Source organism: Corynebacterium efficiens YS-314 (genome assembly GCF_000011305.1).
Taxonomy (GTDB): Bacteria; Actinomycetota; Actinomycetes; order Mycobacteriales; family Mycobacteriaceae; genus Corynebacterium; species Corynebacterium efficiens.
In genome coordinates this window covers 396,516-418,449 of sequence record NC_004369.1, presented here as the reverse complement: position 1 = coordinate 418,449, position 21,934 = coordinate 396,516, and the positions used below count along the sequence as shown (strand labels likewise).

General features: G+C 51.1%; 14 protein-coding genes and 4 pseudogenes. 8 read left to right on the top strand and 10 right to left on the bottom strand.

Going from position 1 to position 21,934, the window contains the following annotated elements:
• Positions 1-12: 12 nt before the first annotated feature.
• Both ybaK and lpdA read right to left on the bottom strand, forming a co-directional pair.
• Positions 13-510 carry a Cys-tRNA(Pro) deacylase gene (gene ybaK, locus CE_RS02120; RefSeq protein WP_006770374.1) on the bottom strand — a complete coding sequence of 166 codons (498 nt, stop codon included), beginning with the start codon at positions 508-510 and terminating at the stop codon, positions 13-15.
• An 80-nt stretch (positions 511-590) separates the two neighbouring features.
• Complete coding sequence (gene lpdA, locus CE_RS02115) at positions 591-2,000, bottom strand: dihydrolipoyl dehydrogenase (RefSeq protein ID WP_035110047.1); 1,410 nt, start codon at positions 1,998-2,000, stop codon at positions 591-593.
• Positions 2,001-2,741: 741 nt separating this feature from the next.
• Here lpdA and tviB point away from each other — a divergent pair.
• From tviB to CE_RS02095, 6 genes are all read left to right on the top strand, one after another.
• Entirely contained in the window at positions 2,742-4,025 is a 1,284-nt protein-coding gene (gene tviB, locus CE_RS02110) for a Vi polysaccharide biosynthesis UDP-N-acetylglucosamine C-6 dehydrogenase TviB (protein WP_006770377.1), read from the top strand.
• A gap of 36 nt (positions 4,026-4,061) precedes the next feature.
• Positions 4,062-4,985: an NAD-dependent epimerase/dehydratase family protein gene (locus tag CE_RS02105; RefSeq protein WP_011074956.1), complete on the top strand. Its 924-nt coding sequence runs from the start codon at positions 4,062-4,064 to the stop codon at positions 4,983-4,985.
• Positions 4,986-5,535: 550 nt separating this feature from the next.
• Positions 5,536-6,393: a glycosyltransferase family 2 protein gene (locus tag CE_RS14735; protein WP_155808217.1), complete on the top strand. Its 858-nt coding sequence runs from the start codon at positions 5,536-5,538 to the stop codon at positions 6,391-6,393.
• 17 nt (positions 6,394-6,410) lie between these two features.
• Complete coding sequence (locus CE_RS14730; RefSeq protein WP_081447268.1) at positions 6,411-7,478, top strand: polysaccharide pyruvyl transferase family protein; 1,068 nt, start codon at positions 6,411-6,413, stop codon at positions 7,476-7,478.
• Between the two features lie 14 nt (positions 7,479-7,492).
• Positions 7,493-8,707 carry an oligosaccharide flippase family protein gene (locus tag CE_RS02100; RefSeq protein ID WP_006770380.1) on the top strand — a complete coding sequence of 405 codons (1,215 nt, stop codon included), beginning with the start codon at positions 7,493-7,495 and terminating at the stop codon, positions 8,705-8,707.
• Positions 8,708-9,110: 403 nt separating this feature from the next.
• Positions 9,111-10,340, top strand: coding sequence for an IS110 family transposase (locus CE_RS02095; RefSeq protein WP_006770550.1), 1,230 nt, complete (start codon positions 9,111-9,113; stop codon positions 10,338-10,340).
• Positions 10,341-10,370: 30 nt separating this feature from the next.
• Here the strand turns inward: CE_RS02095 and CE_RS02090 are convergent.
• A protein-coding gene (locus CE_RS02090) for an IS3 family transposase (protein ID WP_173362560.1) occupies positions 10,371-11,572 on the bottom strand; the annotation gives its coding sequence in 2 pieces (ribosomal slippage) (positions 10,371-11,278 and positions 11,278-11,572; 1,203 coding nt in all).
• A gap of 57 nt (positions 11,573-11,629) precedes the next feature.
• Here CE_RS02090 and CE_RS02080 point away from each other — a divergent pair.
• Positions 11,630-12,253: pseudogene (locus CE_RS02080) on the top strand (IS3 family transposase); the annotation flags it as partial.
• Positions 12,254-12,283: 30 nt separating this feature from the next.
• Here CE_RS02080 and CE_RS02075 read toward each other — a convergent pair.
• Complete coding sequence (locus CE_RS02075; protein WP_006770550.1) at positions 12,284-13,513, bottom strand: IS110 family transposase; 1,230 nt, start codon at positions 13,511-13,513, stop codon at positions 12,284-12,286.
• A gap of 295 nt (positions 13,514-13,808) precedes the next feature.
• A pseudogene (locus tag CE_RS15180) lies at positions 13,809-14,398 on the bottom strand (transposase); the annotation flags it as partial.
• A gap of 770 nt (positions 14,399-15,168) precedes the next feature.
• Between CE_RS15180 and CE_RS14720 the strand changes: the two are divergent.
• The gene (locus CE_RS14720; RefSeq protein ID WP_006770151.1) at positions 15,169-16,398 is read left to right on the top strand and encodes a hypothetical protein; all 1,230 of its coding nucleotides are present in this window, start codon (positions 15,169-15,171) and stop codon (positions 16,396-16,398) included.
• 97 nt (positions 16,399-16,495) lie between these two features.
• On the opposite strand, the pseudogene CE_RS02060 reads toward CE_RS14720, so the two are convergent.
• The 5 genes and pseudogenes from CE_RS02060 to CE_RS14705 all read right to left on the bottom strand — a co-directional run.
• A pseudogene (locus tag CE_RS02060) lies at positions 16,496-16,846 on the bottom strand (transposase); the annotation flags it as partial.
• A 128-nt stretch (positions 16,847-16,974) separates the two neighbouring features.
• A complete protein-coding gene (locus CE_RS02055) occupies positions 16,975-17,757 on the bottom strand; it encodes an ATP-binding protein (RefSeq protein WP_011074950.1) in 783 nt (260 codons plus the stop codon).
• Entirely contained in the window at positions 17,754-19,403 is a 1,650-nt protein-coding gene (gene istA / locus CE_RS02050) for an IS21 family transposase (protein ID WP_011074949.1), read from the bottom strand. The genes CE_RS02055 and istA overlap by 4 nt, the downstream gene beginning before the upstream one ends.
• 140 nt (positions 19,404-19,543) lie before the next feature.
• A pseudogene (locus tag CE_RS15495) lies at positions 19,544-20,391 on the bottom strand (IS3 family transposase); the annotation flags it as partial.
• A gap of 113 nt (positions 20,392-20,504) precedes the next feature.
• Positions 20,505-21,779 carry a glycosyltransferase family 4 protein gene (locus tag CE_RS14705; protein ID WP_011074945.1) on the bottom strand — a complete coding sequence of 425 codons (1,275 nt, stop codon included), beginning with the start codon at positions 21,777-21,779 and terminating at the stop codon, positions 20,505-20,507.
• Positions 21,780-21,934: the final 155 nt, after the last annotated feature.

Below are 21,934 nucleotides of genomic sequence, written 5' to 3'. Positions count from 1 at the left end.
TCTTTTGTCATTTCAGTGATCAGCGATGTCCGCGTACTGCCCACCGGCGGCGCGCAGCACATCATCCGGAGCCATGATCAGCGACCACCCGCGCCGGCCCGCACTGATATAGATAGTCTCCTGCAGGATGGCGGATTCATCGAGGAACACCCGGTGGGGATGTTTCTGCCCGATCGGCGAGATTCCACCGGGCACATAACCAGTGACCACCTGGGCGCGGGAACGGTCCATCATCTCGGCCCGCTTGCCCCCGCCGGCCTTCGCCAGAGCCTTGAGGTTGAGCGTGGTGCTGACCGGAACAATGGCCACCACATGTTCCCCATCGATCTCCGCCATGAGGGTTTTGAACACCCGGGCTGGATCAACGCCCATGGTCTCGGCGGCATCGAGACCGAAGCCCTTATCTGATTTCGTGTCGAACCCATGGATGTCCAACTCATACGGGATCTGGTCCGCAGTGAGCTTAATCAATGCGGGGGTAGCGGCGCTGTTGTCGACTTTCCTTGCCATGGATTATGATTTTACGTGCATGAGAAAATCCCCTCACCGATATGCCATCGGTGAGGGGATTTGCATTTGTCTGACGGGATTTAGAAGTTGATCATGTGGCCGTTGACGCCGTGGGCAGCTTCCTTGACAGCCTCCGACAGGGTCGGGTGGATGTGGACGCTGCGGCTGATCTCCTCGGTGGTGAGATCCCAGTTCTGGGCCAGCACCAGCTCGTTGAGCAGCTCGGAGGCGTTGGCACCGACAATGTGGCCACCCAGCAGTTCACCGAACTCAGCGTCGGCGACGATCTTGGCGAAACCATCGGTCTCAGCCAGGCCGACGGCCTTGCCGTTCGCGGAGAACGGGAAGGAGGACACCTTGATCTCTCGATCCGGCCACTTCTCCTTGGCCTGCTCCTCGGTGTAACCGAAGGAGGCAACCTGTGGGTTGCAGAAGGTGGCACGCGGCATCATCATGTAGTCGCCCAGGGTCTGGGTTTCTGCGCCGGCGAGTGTCTCGGCGGCGACAATGCCCTGTGCCTCGGCGACGTGTGCCAGCTGCAGCTTGGCGGTGACGTCACCGATGGCGTAGATGCCGTCGACGTTGGTGCGCATATGCTCATCAATGTCGATGGCACCGCGTTCGGTGAGCTTGACGCCGGTGTTCTCCAGGCCGAAGCCCTCGACGCGTGGGCGGAAGCCGACGGAGATAAGAACACGGTCGACGGTGATGGTCTCGGTCTTGTCCGAGCCCTTCTTCTGGTAATCGACCTCAACGGAATCGCCATTGTCGCGCACCGCGGTGGTTGCGTGGCCCGGGAGGAGCTTGATGCCCATCTTCTTGTAGGCCTTGGCGATAACCTTGGACACCTCTGGATCCTCGTTCGGCAGAACGCGGTCCATGAACTCGATGAGGGTTACGTCCACACCGTAGTTGCCCAGAACGTAGGCGAATTCCATACCGATGGCGCCGCCACCGACGATGACCATCTTCTTAGGCGCCACCGGGTTGAGGATCTGCTCCTCGTAGGAGACCACGTTCTCGGAGAACTCAACACCACGGAGGGAGTTGACCACGGAACCGGTGGCGATGATGCAGTCATCGAAGGTGACGGTCTTGCCGGCATCCTTACCATCGGTCACCTCGATGGTCTTGGCATCCTTGAAGGTGCCGAAACCGTCGATCTCGGTGATCTTGTTCTTCTTCATCAAGTAGTGAACACCGCCGACGATCTTGTCGGAGACACCACGGGAACGCTTGTGGGCATCCTCGTAGTTGAAGGTGACCTCGCCGTTGATGCCGAAGGTCTTCTTCTCATGGTTGAAGATGTGGGCGATCTCAGCGTTCTTGATCAACGCCTTAGATGGGATACAACCCACATTCAGGCAGACACCTCCCCAGTACTGCTTCTCGATAACCGCAACTTTCTTACCGAGCTGCGCGGCGCGGATGGCGGAGACATAGCCACCGGGGCCAGCTCCGAGTACTACTACGTCATAATGTTCAGTCACGATTTCAACAATACGTGTTCGGCATAGCATTGTCGTGCATCCGGGGGCACTTGATCTTCCAAACTCAATTTAAAAAAGATGAAAACCGAAAATCGCCCGCGCGGGCGCCTAAAAAGACACAATCACGCGGGCGACTGTTACACAGCCTTATTACCAATTAGGCCTAGAACAGGCCGATCGTGTGAGAAAGGTTGCTGGAAGCGGAAGAACCAGCGTGCAGACCATAACCCAAGATGGTGTTGATGAAGAAGATGATCTGTTCAAGAATTGACATTGCGGACCGTCCTTAAAAATTTTTACAAACCAACTATCTGCCGATCTATCTCATGGTAGGAAACCCTTGCCGTCAGCAAGGAATGAGCACTCTACAAAGCTTCTAACGCTCTGGTCCACTTAAATGTTAGTAATCTATTCGGTCTTTGAGGCTTATACAATACATAATCATGAGTTGGCGCGCTTCTAAATATTCTAGAAATCCAGCATACGGGCCACTTAATCTATTTGAGAGAAGCCCAGAAAAATGGAATTTCTCAAGTGAGTTAGAACACGACTGAACATTTTCTCCCACTATTCTTACAGCTTACCCTTATAATGGAAATGCTTTCGCGCATTCATGAGCTTGGTCGCAGTTTCAAATGAAGCGCCCCAAGGGGTCAGCTGACTTTTAGCATCGGCAGAGGCTAGGTCGGAGTTTGATTCTCTATTTAAATAACTAATAACTGCGAAATTCATAAGGACGTTATGAGCACACCTAAAATATCCGATGTAAAAATTGCTGTGATTGGCCTAGGGTACGTGGGGTTACCTCTCGCAGTGGAGTTTGGGAAGCAGTTTCCCGTTATTGGATATGACATCAATGAAACCCGAATCGCGGAATTAAAAGAGGGTGTTGACAAAACTCTTGAGTCCTCTAAAGAAGAGCTTATTTCAGCTACGCAGCTGCAATTCACGGCAAACCCAGAGGATCTTCGTGCTGCAAACGTTTACCTCGTAACGACCCCTACGCCCATTGATGAGCACAAGAAACCCGATCTCAGGATCATTCTTGCTGCGACCCGCACAATTGCATCAACTATGAATCCTGGCGATATTGTCATCTACGAATCTACGGTTTATCCGGGCGTAACCGAGGAAGAGTGTGTGCCGGTAATTGAAAAGGTTAGCGGACTGAAGTTCAATGAATCTTTCTACGCAGGCTACAGTCCAGAACGAATCAACCCAGGCGACAAAATACACCGTTTGCCAAATATTGTGAAGATAACCTCTGGATCCACACCAGAGGTCGCAGAGTTTGTAGATGAGTTGTATCGAACCATCATCACTGCTGGAACGCACAAGGCCTCAAGCATCAAGGTAGCAGAAGCTGCGAAGGTAATTGAAAATACTCAGCGTGACGTCAACATCGCATTGATCAACGAATTGGCACTGCTTTTCAACAAGATGGATATTGATACTCAGGCTGTTCTGGAGGCAGCGGGAACTAAGTGGAATTTCCTGCCATTCCGCCCCGGCCTCGTGGGTGGCCATTGTATTGGTGTTGACCCTTACTACTTGACACATAAGGCGCAGGCAGTTGGGCATAATCCCGAGATCATTCTTGCCGGAAGGCGACTAAATGATTCGATGGGTCAGTACATTGCCAGCCAGTTAGTCAAAGCAATGCTCCGTAAGTCCACGCGTATTGAGAACGCGCGAGTTTTGATTCTCGGACTTACATTCAAAGAGAATACTCCGGATATTCGTAATACACGCGTGGTGGACATCATCGCGGAACTGGAAGACTACGGCATTTCAGTTGATGCTTATGATCCCTGGGCTGCCCCATTCGAAGTAGAGCACGAGTACGGGATAACTCTTAAAAGTGAATTGGAACCTTCAACCTATGATTCCGTAATCGTTGCGGTTGCCCACAGGGAATTCATCGAAATGGGAGCACAAGCAATTCGTGATCTCGGAAAACCTGAATCTATTGTTTATGACCTCAAATACGTGCTCGATAAGGCCGAGTCCGACCTACGTCTTTAATCTGCGGGTCCCCCAGTATGGTGAAAGGAAATTAAATTGAAAATTCTCGTCACAGGTGGCGCTGGTTTCATTGGCTCAAACCTTGTAAAACAGCTCCAAAAAGACGGTGTATCCGATGTTGCTGTTATTGATGATTTTTCGACGGGTTTTCGAAAAAACCTTGATGGTCTAGACATCACATTGTTCGAAGGTTCTATTTTAGATCGGGAACTACTAGCGGAAGCGACCCGAGGTGCTCACGCAGTAGTTCACCTCGCAGCGCGCCCATCCGTACCACGATCGATTCAAGATCCCGTCGCTTCACACCATGCGAATGCAACAGGAACCCTATATGTTCTTGAGGCTGCCCGCGTAGAAAATGCCCACGTCACGCTGGCATCGTCTTCTTCGGTTTATGGCGCTAATAAGGTTCTGCCCAAATCAGAAAAGCTCCGTGCGATGCCAATCAGCCCATATGCAGTTAGCAAACTGGCGACTGAGACCTATGCTTTGGCATATAGTGCTGTCTATGATCTCCCGGTGCTTCCCTTTAGGTTTTTCAATGTGTACGGTCCAGGACAGGCTGCTGGGCACGCCTACGCGGCAGTAATTCCTGCGTTTGTAGATGCGGCTCTAAAGGGTCTTCCACTACCGATCCAAGGTGATGGTTTGCAAACTAGAGACTTTACATTCGTGGACACAGTAACTCAGACCATTTCTCGGGCTGCGAGAGAACACATCCGATCAGAAGATTCCGTAAACCTCGCTTTTGGAACGAGGCACTCACTTCTGGATGTCATCGAGGTAATGGAGGAAATACTGGGTTCTCCCCTAGATCGGGACCATAAAGAGTCTCGAACCGGTGATGTGAGAGATTCACAAGCTGCAAACGACCAATTAATCTCTCTCTTCCCTGAGATTAACCCCGTGGGCCTCTCCGAGGGTATCGCTAAAACCATCGAGTGGTTCAGGAAGAAGTAAATAGCTGTTAAACCGGATAAGCTACCTTAAAGGACTCGGCTACATAAACCCAGTTAAAAAAGACTAAAAATCCTTTTAAACTGAAATTAAGCCCTGGAATTTTAGGTGGCTAAAGGTGACTTTCCCTATAAGGGAGATAAACTCATAATTCCTTTGAAATTATTGCCACATGCATTCACATAACCGGGATGGTATGCATGCGAGAAGAGAAAGTCTCGGAGATTAGATCACGCCGATTGATGTCTTTACAACCCAAGATAAACGCCTTAGGAGACAGCTCAAAACACGGCCGGTAGTGAATTAAAGAATGAATTTAAGACTCTAAACTCCTAGTGGGCCTCAATTTCTGAGTTACCCTATCTATGTTTCTTTATATAGAAACATGCGAAGAAAATGATTGACGGCCTTGGGTTTAAGGAACTCTTACCTATACATATTCCCTACTACGTATGAGAAGAGAACAAAGAGATATAAGGGTATTCAAACTCATGTGTCTCTTAAAAAATTTTCATTCCTTGCAGACAGCATCTTTCGAAAGGCAGTAACAAACATGAACTCAAAAAATGTGAGTTTTTCGGTATTAATTCCGTTCTTCAATGATTCAGCTACAATTCGCAGAGCTTTAGATTCCATAAGTAACCAAACGTTATTACCAGCAGAAGTAATAATAGTAGATGACGCAAGTACCGAAGTCGAAAACGCAAAATTGAGAGAAATACTCATAGAGTATTCCCATCTCCAGCCCTCCCTAATCGTTCTGCCTGAGAATCAGGGTCCCTCTACGGCTCGAAATGCAGGATGGAAAAACGCAACAGCGGATTTTGTAGCCTTTTTAGATGCGGATGACTCCTGGCATCCTTCCAAACTGGAATTGCAAGCTAATACTTTACAAAAAAACCCGGAAATAGTACTGCTTGGAACGGCTAGGAGTTATAGAGAAGATTCCCATCCGGAAAATGAAAAAGAATCTCGAATTAGTCTAATTACACCTGCAAAACAGTTATTTCGGAATCGTTTCGTGACCTCATCTGTGGTTGTAAGCAGGACTATTAATAACCGTTTTAATGAGAATTTACGATATTCTGAAGATAATGACTTGTGGTGCAGAGTCATCCTTGCTACCCATTTAGCTGCAAATCTTCAAAGTTTTCTAACCTTTTACCACAAGCCCATCCGCAGTGCGGAAGGAGCCAGTGGCCAATACCTCAAAATGTTCCAAGGTCAATACCGCGTATTTCAGGGGCTATACGAGGACTCTCTTATATCAATTCCTCTTCTCTCTCTTGCTATCAGTTCAGCAGCTGTGAGATTTGGTCGGCGAATGCTGCTGGTTTCGGTGGACAAGTTACGAAATTTTGGAAATCAAACATCCAACAATGGAACACTTACTCGCTCCAAAAGAAAATAGAAATAAGAGGAGATTTTATGAAGGATTCTAAATCAAGGGATTCTCGACGGGTTCAAGCAGTCGGATCTTACGGATATCAGAATTTTGGTGACGATCTTTTCGTTAATACTCTGATGCAACGATCCGCAGAAATCTGGCCTGGAGCTAAAATGCGCACTTTTGCTCCCTTAAAATCTAATGTGTATGCACAACCGAACGCGCTGGGAAAGTTGCTAAGGGCTGGCACAGCTCTGGCAGGTTTAATGTGGGCCGATACGATTTCCCTTTGCGGCGGTTCCATTATGCAAGATGTAAAAGGAATAGCTCGATGGCGTCAACATGCATTGCCTTTTAAACGGGTTGAGGCACTAGGGGTGTCCATTGGTCCTTTTCAAAATCCGGAAGCTGAAAGTCGGGTAAAGGATTTAGCAGATCAAGTCGATCGCCTTGTAGTCCGTGATCCCTCTTCTGCCGAAAGAGCTCTAACGCTAGGTTTCACTACAGACCGCACTCTATTAGGAGGCGATCTCGTAGCCCTAAACAGATCAATTAAGAAGAGTGATTCTAAGTCTGGAGCTATATCCATTTGCCCTTCGGCAGCTTCTCGAACTGAGTTTTCGGTCCTATATCACGAGGTACGAAAAGGGCTCCAGCAGGTGTCGGAATTTTACGATGCTAAGCCTGACGTGAATATTCTAGCCCTAGCATCCACTCCTACTGCAAACGATGAGCCTATAGGTCAGTTGTTAAGTGAAAAGCTGACCGAGCTAGGGTACTCGGTAAAGTTTGTACCTTATTCAGCAGTCGGAATTAGAGGCATGATTGAAATTTTAACTGAAAGTTCAATGGTATGGTCTCAACGCTTGCATGGAGCGATAGTTTCATATCTTGCCGATGTTCCTTTTTTGTTAGATGGCCATCACGCGAAATGCATTGATTTTGCGGAAGATATTAGGTTAAATTCTAAGCTATTGGTTAACGTAGCTGACGGCTGGGGCGCTGGGATTAGAGCCCTTCTCGATGATGAGACCCGAAGTGGTATGTCTCCTACTGGATATAAACGCCGAGCCGAAGAGGCTTATACTGGTGCAACTGCCCTGGAATAGGTTTAAAAGTCATCGTGAAACGCACCACTAAGTTTTCATACATTCTAGTAATCAGCGGGACAATATCTTCCGCTTTCTCGAAGTGGTTTCTAGTATGGTTATTTGCCCAGTCGGACGGGGGGGCTGAAGCGGTTGGTTTATATAGTATGGTTTTGGCTGTGGCGACCCCCCTTTTCGTCACAGCCCAGCTGGGGCTAAGAACTATTTTTGTTTCTCATGAGACTCGATGGCCCTGGTCTACTTACCTATTTCTCCGTGGCATGGGCACGTTCATAGGGATGACCATACTTCTCACCTATGTATTCTTCACAGCCAATGTACCTTTTTATTTAGGATTGGCTATTACTTTACTAAAAATAGCTGATTCCATAAGCGATATTTATGCTGCCCGCTTGCAGTATTTCCATCAGATCCAGACCCTGGGTCTGCTGTCTATTTTATCATCGTTGATTACCATCCTTCTCGCCTCAATCAGTGTGTATGTATTTCATTCTGTAACTTGGGCGATAGTGGCTGCAGCGATGACCTCAGCAATCTTTGCCATGGCACACGCTTTACTGGGGCGCCGATTTGAATACGCAAGTGTGCACGAAAAGGGTGGATACAGAGGAATTATCCAAGCCAGCATCCCTGTGACTGCTTCACAGTTTCTATCCACTTTCCTGTTTCAAATTCCTGTGCTTTTTCTGGGTATGATTAGCAACCCTCAGACGGTAGGTGTATTCGCGGCGAGCGCTTACCTACTCACTATCGCGAATATTTTTGGGTCATCTTTACAAACAATATTAAATACTCCATTTCGGCGTGAACGGGAAAAGAACGGGGTGAAGGCGGTCGCGAGACGTGCATTCGCGGTTACGCGATCAATCGCTTTCATCGGAATTATACCAGTCATTCTGGTGGCATTCTGGGGCTCCAAATTGTTTCAAGTTATATATGGCCCTGCTTTCGCAATCCCCGTCCTACCGATTGTTCTAATAAGCCTTGCAGCATTGTTGAATATTATGGCGTATGTTCAGAGTGTCACTTTGAATGTCCTTAACCGATATAGCATAGTGACTTGGTCTATGGCGGGAAGCTGTTTAGTGGCAGTATTAAACGGCTTAATCGCTTTTTTTGTAGGCGTTCCCGACTTAACTATTGGAGCAATCTGCGCATTTTCGGGCTCTGTAACTCGAGCACTTTTTATGGCTGTCATCGTATCCCGAGTCACTGAAAAAATTCAGTAATGATCTTTCTGGGGGCCTGACCCCCGTTTGGTAGGCACCTAACATCCCAACAATCTGGGACTGAAAGGTAATCTCCACACCATGCCAAGCAAGACCTACGCAGAGGAGGGGCCCGACCCCCGGAAAGTGGACGCTGATAATGGGAGTACGGGATCGGAGCCATCCGAAATGACCCCAAAGTGGACTGGCCACACTGTGTGCCTTGCTCGTGATCTGTCTTTCGGAGTAGTTCCGGTCCCGTACCGCGATCCGGAGTTTTGGTCATGACCTTATAGGAGCGTGACCGTTTCCGTGACCACCCTGGCAGGTGTCATGGTAGTAGTCCCATCAGCGTCTTGTCTGTCTGAAGCTCCGGATATGTGGATCCCCCGTGTCCCACCGCTTCAGAAAGCCCGTGAACATCATGCCCACACCAACCATTGACCTTGCTGGCCCCGTAGCCGGCATCGATACGCACACCGATACCCACACCGTGGCCATCGTGACCGAGACTGGTAAACATCTGGCGACCGATACCTTTCCCACCACCAGCAACGGATACCAGCAGGTCACCGAGTTCCTCTCAGCTTACAGCGTCGTAGCTGCGGGGATAGAAGGTACTAACTCCTACGGAGCTGGTCTGACCCGGCATCTTATTGGCCATGGACATGTAGTTTTCGAGGTTTTGCGTCCTACCCGTGCCCTTCGACGCCGGGATGGCAAATCAGACCCTGTTGATGCACTCGCCGCCGCCCGGCAGGTGCTCACCGGTCAAGCACTCAGCATCCCGAAAGACACCACCGGGCCAGTGGAGTCACTGCGCATGCTCCAGATTACCCGCCATCAACTGGTCGCCACGGCGGCAAAACTATTGACTCTCATCAAGTCTCTGCTGGTCACGGCCCCCGTGACTGTTCGGCAGCGTTATGCGACGATGACGACCACCACCCTGGTTATGACATTGTCGCGGTGCCGCCCACCCGCAGATGTCACTGATCCCGTCAATGGCACCTTAACCAGTTTGAAGAGCTTGGCTACCACCTACAACATGCTGCGGGCGCAATGCGATGAACTCGATAACAAGATCACCGATCTGGTCGAGGTCATCAATCCCGCGATGACACAAATTTTCGGCTGCAGGGCTGTTACTGCCGCAGAATTGCTGGTGAGCCTCGGTGAGAATCCACAACGGATCCGATCACAGGCTGCGTTGGCTCATCTGTGGGGCGTTGCACCTATCCCGGCGAGCTCAGGGCGGACGAACCGACACCGGTTAAATAGAGGGGGTGATCGCCAAGCCAACGCAGCACTGCACCGCATAGTCCTGGTCAGGATGCGTCACGATGAACGCACCAGGGACTATGTTCAACGTCGAATCAAAGAAGGGTTGTCGAAGAAAGAAATCATGCGGTGCTTAAAACGCGCCATCGTCCGAGAGATCTATCAAGTGCTGTGTCTGGGGCGACCTGTGAGACAATCCAGTGGGTTGCGTAGCGATGAATTCAGAGCTCTGCGCTCGAAAAAAGGGCTTTCACAAACCCAAGTCGCCAAGAAACTTGGATGCGCTCCAGCAAGAATTAGCGATATTGAAACCGGCAAGCGTCGACTATCGGAGTTGAAGTTAACCTACGAAGAATTCCTTAAAACTGCTTGACACACCATAGGAGCATCACGGAGGATTTAATCAGGAAGCAGATTTCAGGATAGCAGGACCACGCTCCTCAAACACCGCAGGGGCGAGATATCTGCACCAGGAATGCCGGCGCACCGTGTTATAGCGGGTACACCAGCGGAAGACGTCCCGGCGACAGAGCAACTGGTTCATGAATGTCTTGGAATCCTGGAGGACTTCCCGCTTCAGTGCTGCGTTGAAGGACTCCGCGAGGGCGTTGTCAGCACTGGTCCCGATTGATCCCATCGACTGCTTAATCCCGAGGTCTTTACAGGCGTCCTGGAATGCGTTCGACGTATAAACACTGCCGTGGTCCGAGTGAAAAATCGCACCCTTGAGGTTTCCGCGCTGGCCCTTGGCCATCAGCAGCGCATCCTGGACCAAGCTCGTGCGCATGTGATCTGCGATAGAAAAACCCACCAACCTGCGGGAATAACAATCAATAACCGTGGCCAGGTACATATTCGACCCATCCGCGATCGGTAGGTAGGTAATGTCCCCGACGTAGAGCTGGTTCGGCTTGTCGGCGGTGAATTTCCGACCGACAAGGTCAGGAAACACTGGTTTCTTCTGATCGGACACGGTGGTGGTGACCTTGCGTTTCTTGGTGTATCCACACAGTTTCAACGAGCGCATGATCCGGGCGACCCGCTTGTGATTCACGGGGTCATGATCTATCTGATCTTTGAGTTCGGCCGTGATCCGTTTGGCCCCGTAGCAACCATTTTCGGCGGTGAAGACAGTCGTGACCCGTGCACCGAGGATGGCGTCGGATATGAGTCGTTTTCTCCGGGCTGAGCTGCTGTTTTTCCATTTGTAATAGGAGGACCTGTTGAGTTTCAGGACTTCACATATCCGCTTAACCGAATGGTTCTTCTGGGCGTCGTCAACGAACTGGAAGCGGATCACCAGTTCGTCTCTTCCGCGAAATATTTGGCTGCTTTCCGCAGGATGTCACGCTCTTCGCGCAGTCGGCTGACTTCCCGTTCTAGTTGGCGGATCCGCTCAGCCTCGGTCACCGACATCGACGAGGGCGACTCCGCGGTGCCGGTTTTGGTGCGCGCACCTGTCCCGTACTTCTTTAACCAGTTATGAAGGGTAGCCCGGTTGATCCCGAGGTCAGCGGCAATGGTCTGAATCGAAGCCCCTGGGGAGTTCTCATACAAGGCGACAGCGTCGCGCTTGAACTCCTCTGTGTAGGTCTTGCTTGGCATGGTGGCAGATTACCTTTCCAAGCATCATGCTGGCATCAGGGTGTCTACCATCCGGGGGTCAGGTCCTTGAAACTGTGTGGATACACCAAGAAACGCAAGGTCACCACCACCGTGTCCGATCAGAAGAAACCAGTGTTTCCTGACCTTGTCGGTCGGAAATTCACCGCCGACAAGCCGAACCAGCTCTACGTCGGGGACATTACCTACCTACCGATCGCGGATGGGTCGAATATGTACCTGGCCACGGTTATTGATTGTTATTCCCGCAGGTTGGTGGGTTTTTCTATCGCAGATCACATGCGCACGAGCTTGGTCCAGGATGCGCTGCTGATGGCCAAGGGCCAGCGCGGAAACCTCAAGGGTGCGATTTTTCACTCGGACCACGGCAGTGTTTATACGTCGAACGCATTCCAGGACGCCTGTAAAGACCTCGGGATTAAGCAGTCGATGGGATCAATCGGGACCAGTGCTGACAACGCCCTCGCGGAGTCCTTCAACGCAGCACTGAAGCGGGAAGTCCTCCAGGATTCCAAGACATTCATGAACCAGTTGCTCTGTCGCCGGGACGTCTTCCGCTGGTGTACCCGCTATAACACGGTGCGCCGGCATTCCTGGTGCAGATATCTCGCCCCTGCGGTGTTTGAGGAGCGTGGTCCTGCTATCCTGAAATCTGCTTCCTGATTAAATCCTCCGTGATGCTCCTATGGTGTGTCAAGCAGTTTTAAGGAATTCTTCGTAGGTTAACTTCAACTCCGATAGTCGACGCTTGCCGGTTTCAATATCGCTAATTCTTGCTGGAGCGCATCCAAGTTTCTTGGCGACTTGGGTTTGTGAAAGCCCTTTTTTCGAGCGCAGAGCTCTGAATTCATCGCTACGCAACCCACTGGATTGTCTCACAGGTCGCCCCAGACACAGCACTTGATAGATCTCTCGGACGATGGCGCGTTTTAAGCACCGCATGATTTCTTTCTTCGACAACCCTTCTTTGATTCGACGTTGAACATAGTCCCTGGTGCGTTCATCGTGACGCATCCTGACCAGGACTATGCGGTGCAGTGCTGCGTTGGCTTGGCGATCACCCCCTCTATTTAACCGGTGTCGGTTCGTCCGCCCTGAGCTCGCCGGGATAGGTGCAACGCCCCACAGATGAGCCAACGCAGCCTGTGATCGGATCCGTTGTGGATTCTCACCGAGGCTCACCAGCAATTCTGCGGCAGTAACAGCCCTGCAGCCGAAAATTTGTGTCATCGCGGGATTGATGACCTCGACCAGATCGGTGATCTTGTTATCGAGTTCATCGCATTGCGCCCGCAGCATGTTGTAGGTGGTAGCCAAGCTCTTCAAACTGGTTAAGGTGCCATTGACGGGATCAGTGACATCTGCGGGTGGGCGGCACCGCGACAATGTCATAACCAGGGTGGTGGTCGTCATCGTCGCATAACGCTGCCGAACAGTCACGGGGGCCGTGACCAGCAGAGACTTGATGAGAGTCAATAGTTTTGCCGCCGTGGCGACCAGTTGATGGCGGGTAATCTGGAGCATGCGCAGTGACTCCACTGGCCCGGTGGTGTCTTTCGGGATGCTGAGTGCTTGACCGGTGAGCACCTGCCGGGCGGCGGCGAGTGCATCAACAGGGTCTGATTTGCCATCCCGGCGTCGAAGGGCACGGGTAGGACGCAAAACCTCGAAAACTACATGTCCATGGCCAATAAGATGCCGGGTCAGACCAGCTCCGTAGGAGTTAGTACCTTCTATCCCCGCAGCTACGACGCTGTAAGCTGAGAGGAACTCGGTGACCTGCTGGTATCCGTTGCTGGTGGTGGGAAAGGTATCGGTCGCCAGATGTTTACCAGTCTCGGTCACGATGGCCACGGTGTGGGTATCGGTGTGCGTATCGATGCCGGCTACGGGGCCAGCAAGGTCAATGGTTGGTGTGGGCATGATGTTCACGGGCTTTCTGAAGCGGTGGGACACGGGGGATCCACATATCCGGAGCTTCAGACAGACAAGACGCTGATGGGACTACTACCATGACACCTGCCAGGGTGGTCACGGAAACGGTCACGCTCCTATAAGGTCATGACCGAAACTCCGGATCGCGGTACGGGACCGGAACTACTCCGAAAGACAGATCACGAGCAAGGCACACAGTGTGGCCAGTCCACTTTGGGGTCATTTCGGATGGCTCCGATCCCGTACTCCCATTATCAGCGTCCACTTTCCGGGGGTCGGGCCCCAACGAGCGCATGATCCGGGCGACCCGCTTGTGATTCACGGGGTCATGATCTATCTGATCTTTGAGTTCGGCCGTGATCCGTTTGGCCCCGTAGCAACCATTTTCGGCGGTGAAGACAGTCGTGACCCGTGCACCGAGGATGGCGTCGGATATGAGTCGTTTTCTCCGGGCTGAGCTGCTGTTTTTCCATTTGTAATAGGAGGACCTGTTGAGTTTCAGGACTTCACATATCCGCTTAACCGAATGGTTCTTCTGGGCGTCGTCAACGAACTGGAAGCGGATCACCAGTTCGTCTCTTCCGCGAAATATTTGGCTGCTTTCCGCAGGATGTCACGCTCTTCGCGCAGTCGGCTGACTTCCCGTTCTAGTTGGCGGATCCGCTCAGCCTCGGTCACCGACATCGACGAGGGCGACTCCGCGGTGCCGGTTTTGGTGCGCGCACCTGTCCCGTACTTCTTTAACCAGTTATGAAGGGTAGCCCGGTTGATCCCGAGGTCAGCGGCAATGGTCTGAATCGAAGCCCCTGGGGAGTTCTCATACAAGGCGACAGCGTCGCGCTTGAACTCCTCTGTGTAGGTCTTGCTTGGCATGGTGGCAGATTACCTTTCCCAGCATCATGCTGGCATCAGGGTGTCTACCATCCGGGGGTCAGGTCCCCCATCGGCCCAGGTGTGTACCTCGGCCACGCCTACGTTGTCGTTCATGGACAACATATACCAAGACCCCGGGCCATGCCCGGGGTCGAAACGCCGCACACCGACACGATAAGTACGACTGTAGTACTAGGGCCATGGTTGGGACCAGCCCAGCGGTGGAGATGAGGTTGGGGTCATCAAAGGATGCGGACATCGCTGTGGGGTTATGTAATAATTGCACCTGTGAGGTGCCTTTCTGGGCGGTGGAATTGAACTCTAGACAAGCTCTATTCTTCCTGCCCAGGAGGGCATTTCCTATTTTCCCACGCCGTTACACCTGAATCACATCGGTGAATCCAGGTTTAGAGAGGGGCTGGACCGTGCTCTTGATGGGCAGGACTATGCCATGATTTTGGCTCCAGCCGTGAACCAGTGAACACCTATGTGACTGCCTTAAGGCCGGACTATTTCTAAATGCTGTTTCGCACACTACGTTGTCCTGACTGAACTCGCGCTCTCTAATGCCCCTTTGGGCCACGCTGGTATTTGCCCATTCAGCTCTTGTCTTTTTAGTCATGGTCTCGAAATTGAAATGAGATCAACACGTGCCCGTGACGCCCCCAGACAATCGCAGCGGTATACTTAGGCAGGGTTTGTCATTGCGTGTCCTGCATTAGCTTACTAAGTTGGCTGCAGGTTTTGACATCGACTACTAAGGAGCGGTATTGCAAGCTAAGTTTGGCAATAGTATGCCCATGACGGGAAAGGCTCTTATAGCTCTCTATGTAGTTCTTAACCCGTTTTATTTTTGGGGCAGCGGTCTGCCTCAACTTGCGGATCTCATCTTGGTTCTATTGATCACATGGGTTTTTGCAAGTGCATTCTGGGGTTCAAGGGATTCCAGGCGCGTCGAAAGAAACTCTATTTTTGCACAGAAGTTCTTGATCTTAATTGCAGCTTTCGTATACTACGCAACACTAGTAAATCTTGTGTGGGCGTTGATTTATTCCGAGAAAGCTACATTCATTAGAAGTGCCCTTTTCTTACTTTTCAATTTCTTCACTTTGGTTGCTGTTTCATATTTAGTTCTTCATTTTACGAGCGATTTAATTCGGGTTCTGCAGAAGTCTCTAATCGTATCAATAGTAATACAATCGATTTTTGCAGTTTTGATGATTGGCAGCCAAGGGCAACGAACAAGGTTGTTTTTTAATAATCCTAATCAGCTAGGTTATTTTGCACTTCTAGTAGCAGCCTTATTGATTGTATTGTTTGCTTTTCGGAAAATTCCTCTACTCCTCCATATGCTTAGTTTGTTCGCATGCCTCTTTTTAACTGCAGCCTCACTGTCTCGTGGTGCGATTGTTGCTGCGTTATTCCTAGTAGTCTGCGCCGTAGTCTTCGAAACACACGGCCTAAGCATAAAACTCCGATTTAGTATTAAGAAGCTTATTTTGGTAACTTTTTTGTTGGCAATTTTTGCTCTCTTGTTGCGAGCACCTCTCGAGATTCTGTTTGCATCTTGGGGGGAGCGTTCTGAAGTTAAAAGTAGTGATTCGAGTGGTGCGTTTGCCGAGCGTGGATATGAGCGAATTTTCGAGAATGTTCAATACTGGGTTTTGGGGGCGGGTGAAGGCGGCTTACCTCGATTTGATACCACTTTGGAGCTCCACTCCCTTTTAGGGAATGTATTTTTCTCATATGGATTAATTGGTTTCGTTCTTTTTGCTGGTTCAATTTACACCATAATTCGAAAGCATGTTGCAAGTCTGATTCCTTTTGGGGCGGTATTCTTATATGGCCTCAGTCATAACGGAATGCGAGATGGATTTCTCTGGATACTGATTGCGCTTTCTGGAAGTATGATATTAGTATTTCAAAGATCCGCTGCAGTGAATCAACCTCGGACTGAATCCAAGCCGATCCCGAATGAACTGGAAACTCAAATTCTATGATGGGTTCGACCCCCTAGATGATTAAGTCCTAATAGGTTCAGTGATCATAAGCTGTCAGTGGGGCCCGACCCCCGGATAGTAGACACGGAGGATTTAGTCAGGAAGCAGATTTCAGGATAGCAAGACCGCTCTCCTCAAACACCGCAGGGGCGAGATATTTACACCAGGAATGCCGGCGCACCGTGTTGTAGCGGGTGCACCAGCGGAAGACGTCTCGGCGGCAGAGCAACTGGTTCATGAATGTCTGGGAATCCTGAAGGACTTCCCGCTTCATCGCGGCGTTGAAGGACTCCGCCAAGGCGTTATCCGCACTGGTCCCGATTGATCCCATCGACTGCTTGATCCCCAGCTCGGTGCAGGTGTCCTGGAATGCGTTCGACGTATAAACACTTCCGTGATCCGAGTGAAAGATTGAGCCTTTCAGGCTTCCGCGCTGGCCCTTGGCCATCATGCCAAATGGGGTGAAATGGTACTGCAATTCCGGAGCACTGGTACTGCGTTCTGATCCCGTGGTACCGGCAGGCTCCCTCAAAAACAGGAAACCCGCCAGCATCAGGGACAGGGCCGTGCTTTTAGCTACTGACCATCGTGGGCAGCGATCCGCTCCCGACTGGTGATCTCACGCATATCCACCGTGCCTAAGGTGATCTTGCGAGACGATCTCGATAAACGGTTGACAATGGAATCCCCGGAGTTCTTATCCGGTAACACATCCAACCAATGCCCCGGAGTCGACTGCGACCCGATGATCGTTGCGTGAATATTCTCCCGATTCGCTAGAATCGCAAACAGGTCACTTGCAGTGCGTTCATCAACACCCACGGTGAGAAAATCATCCAGAATCAACACATCAACACCAAACAAGCCTGCCAGCATGTCCTCGTGTTCCAACGTGTCGATCCGAGTGACCGCCAAACGCCTAGCCAGATCATCCATGCGCCAATACGCCACCGAATAGCCGTTATGGCACGCAGAAATCCCCACCGCACAGGTCAGATACGTCTTCCCGGACCCCGTCGGCGACAAGATCAACAAGTTGGTCGGATCTGCACCCCAATCATGATTACCCAGACGCTTCATCGTCATCGGATTAAGATTTCGACCCTGTTCATAGCGAATTTCCGCGATCGAGGCATCCATAATAGGAAACCTCGCTTTCCTAATCGCCTCGGAAATACGTTTAGCCTCTCGATCCCTGGCCACCTGCTGGCCAGCCAACCGAAACGCCTCCTCCGGGGTTAGCACATCAGGATTATCGTCATCGATGTTGGCGGTGACGATCTCTTCAAAGGCCCTAGCCAAGCTACTGGCCCGCAGACTGCGAAACAACGCGTGATCATCATCATTAAACAGTGTCACTGGTTGCCCTCCTGCTCATCATCAAAAGACAAAGACGGAATATCATCGACCTCATAGGCGCTGGATGAGCGCAGAAACACACCCGTATCCAGATCCTGGACTGGTTGTGGTTTCACCAGATCAGGAGCCGGCGTCGGCGCAGATCCAGCAACGCTGCGTTTGTGGGTATCGCGGTTGGTGATAATCGATGACTGCAGCTTTTTGATCACCGAATACGTCGGGTACAGATCAGCATCAAGAAGCTCTTGGCAGGCCTGTTCCAACCCGCTGCGGCTTTTCCCGCCCAGCGTTTTCAGGATGTTTTGGCAGTCCAACCAGCCATGGGCATGATGGGCGTGCCGATTGATCATCATCTCGATCACCGTGGTGGTCGCGGGACCAACCAGGCGTGCCTGGTTGATAAACCACTGGTCACTCCACAACTCTGCAGTATCCAGGTGTGCTGGTGGGACATGATCGGCGTGGGTGGAATATTGCCCGAAGCGCCCATGGAGTCGACGGTGCGTAGCCACAACCTGATCTCCGGCAAAGACCGTGATGTCGGTGTTGGATAACCGGGCTTTGACGGTGGATCCCACAAGTTTCCAGGGCACCGAGTAGTACTGCTTATCGCAGGAAATATGGTAGTTGCGCTGGACTTTTAGCTCCTTCCACTCATAGGAGGTGTAGTCCTGATCCGGCAGTGGGATCAGCAGGTGGCGTTCTTCAGCCTGGAATTGCTCGTTCCTGCGTGTCCCATCTACCCGGACGATGTCGTAGTTGATCTCATGGACCTGATCAGCAACGATGTCCTCAATCTGGTCGATGCTGTGGAAGGGGCCTTCCATTTCCAGCACCCCCAGGATGCGGCTGTAGGCGATTTGAACGGATCGTTCCACCCCGGCCTTTTGTTTCGGGGCTCGGACATCAGTCGGCATCACGGCAGTGTTGTAGAACTTGGCCAATGCTTCATACTCAGCACTCACGGCACGGGCGGGGTCGTTTTTCTTCGGCCGGTAGATCGCTGCGGTGTCATTGTCAGGGACCAGGACAAACGGGGCCCCGCCGAAGTAGCGCAGTGCAGCGATATGGCAATTCAGCCAGGCCTTGATATCCATGGTGAAACTGGGGTGGACATACATCATCGATGAGTACGGCAAAACCGCGGTGAAGAAATGCACCTTGCGTGCCTGGCCGGTGATCCGGTCGGTGATCTTGATGGTATCGCCTGCCCAATCAACCTGCATCGTGCGTCCTGGCTGGTGATGCAGCGTGCGGTAGAGGTCATGGGCGTCGACATAGGCATGGAAACGCTGGCAGTAATGCGAGTAGGAATAGGGCTGTTTAGCTGCACTGCCTGCTTCGACGAGGTAGTAGCGCCAGTCCAGCAGGAGGGTGTGATGCGGATTGGTTTTCAGCCGGTGCAAGGTGGTGGCAAAGTCTGGTGCCAGGTACTTCGATTCTTGCGGCAGCCCACGGAGGGGATTTTTCCACTCCTCGAGTTCCTCATCGGTGATCTGGCTCAGTGAGTGCAGCGTGATCTGATGGGCGTCGATGAGCTTATGCGCTGCGGAGATGTCTCTGCGCGAGCATTTCAGCCTGGTGCTGATGGTGGTATAGGAATCACCGAATAGGACTGCGGTGATGATGTCCCGGGTAGAAGCCATGGTTCCTCCATGGAAGTAAGGGGGCGTGTCACGGCTATCAGCGGATGTGCTGTAGCCGCCACCTTTATTTCTACCTGCGGTACCACTGGATCAGAATGGGGTACCACGATCCCCGGAATCCCGGTACCCCAAAACCCCATTTGGCACATCAACAGTGCGTCCTGGACCAGGCTGGTCCGCATGTGATCGGCGATCGCAAAGCCCACCAACCTGCGGGAATAGCAGTCGATGACGGTGGCCAGGTACATATTCGACCCATCCGCGATCGGCAGGTAAGTGATGTCCCCGACGTACACCTGATTCGGCTTGTCGGCGGTGAATTTCCGGCCCACCAGGTCAGGGAACACTGGTTTCTTCTGATCGGAGATTGTGGTGGTGACCTTGCGTTTCTTTGTATAGCCGAATAGTTTCAGCGACCGCATGATTCGGGCGACCCGCTTATGATTCACCGGTTCATGACCTGCCTGGTCTTTGAGTTGAAGCGGTAATGCGCTTGGCACCGTAACAGCCGCGTTCTTTCGTGAATACGGTTGTGACCCGGGCACCGAGGAGAGCGTCGGATATGAGGCGTTTTCTACGGGCTGAACAGCTGTTTTTCCATTTATAGTAGAAGGACCTATTGAGGCCCAGGACCTCACATAACCGCTTAACCGAATGGTTTTTCTGGGCGTCATCAACGAACCTTCAAGCGGATCACCAGTTCGTCTCTTCCGCGAAATATTTGGCCGCCTTTCGCAGAATATCGCGTTCCTCCCGGAGCTTGCGGACTTCCCGTTCCAGCTGTCTGATCCGCTCGGCTTCGTTCACCCAGGTTGGCGAGGGTTTTTCAGTGGGAGCTGCGGTGCCGTATTTTTTCACCCAGTTCGCCAATGTGGCGCGGTTGACCCCGAGATCAGTGGCGATGGTCTGGATCGAGGTGCCCGGGGAGTTCTCATACAAGGCGACTTCCGTCGCGCTTGAACTCCTCTGAATAGGTCTTGATCGGCATGGTGTGGAGATTACCTTTCAGTCCCAGAATGTTGGGATGTTAGGTGTCCACCAAACGGGGGTCAGGTCCAATGAACTCAACACTTGTGCTCTGATCGGGGTGGTTATTCATCTTCACATTCGGCTTTCTTTAAGACAGCGTTTTGCAAATCGGGGGCAATCTTGTCCGGTTAAGATTTCATTTAACCCGTTCCAGATTGATTCAGGATTGAAATCAGCTAATACTCGTTCGCGAGCTGCCTGGCCCATTTCCTTCGCGGCCGCGGGATTACTAGCAAAGGTATTAAGAGCATCAACTATCTCTGTTACATCACCAAACTTTACGAGCGCCCCTGTCTGTCCAGGAATAACCGAGTCTATCGCACCCGTGACCTCAGTAGTGAGGGTTGGAATGCCAGCTGCGCCTGCTTCCAAAACTACATTGGGAAAACCCTCTCTTCTCGTCGGAAGACAAAGCACATCCATCGCAGGGAAATAACTCCAAGCGTCGTCTTTCCAACCAACATTCACGATTCTATCGTCGAAAGATCTAATCTTTTCAGCTAACGAATCATCCTCAATGTCACCGAGCATTAAAACACGAATATTCGCTGCTAACTTGGGGTCTTCTAGAGCCTGAAGAATCATATTTACCCCTTTATCGGTATTAATCCTCCCAACAAACCCAACGACGAAATCTTGCGAAGAAAATCCGATTTCCGATCGGAAATTGTCCCGATCAACTTTCTCCACTACTTCCTGAATCCCGATTGCATCCACTCCATTACTACTTCCTTCTCCGATGAGCCAGGATTTAGCAGGAAAATATAGCTTACGCCTTTTACACTCAGACGCGAGGGACTTACTGACATAGAAAACATCCGTTGCAAGCAACATAGTCACCCACTCCATTAACCACAGAATGTAACTTAATGGCTTCTTTGCTCCCTCCAGCCTTAGGCCTCGAACGATATAAAGCCGACGAGGAACGCCAACTATATAAGCTGCCAGAATCCCCAGAAACGATGCTTTCGGAGTTCCGACGCTGAGAGCTCCTGGGCGTTCCCTCGCTAAATACTTCACCCATCGAATTAAAGAAACCATGTCTCTTATCGGGCTAATACCACGGTCCATCGGAATTCCAACCAAAGGTACGCCCTCACGCTCGGCTGCAGCACGGGCTTTCCTGTCGGGAGAAGACACAAGGACGACATCCCAGTTGTGTTCAACGAACCATTTCAGCTGCCCCCTTAGAAAAGAAAAAGCGCTACTTCCTATAGTTACGCCTGCAACTAATTTTGGTTTATTAGGAGGACCAGAAGAAGTGCTAGAAGTCTGGAGAGAACATTTCTTCTTCATGTCTTGTAATTCCCGTTCTTCAAAATAACCTTTGCGAGTACGTTTTAGCAATGGTTTTTCACTTCTTTAAGCCTATATTTCTTCATTGCATCTAAGTACTAACCGGGTTGTGGTTCTTAATTGGTGTCAACAACATTTATCCGGAATTTACCTAGCGCAGTGCGTTAACCACTTCCAGATCATGGTCCCTGCCTCTTTCTTAATTA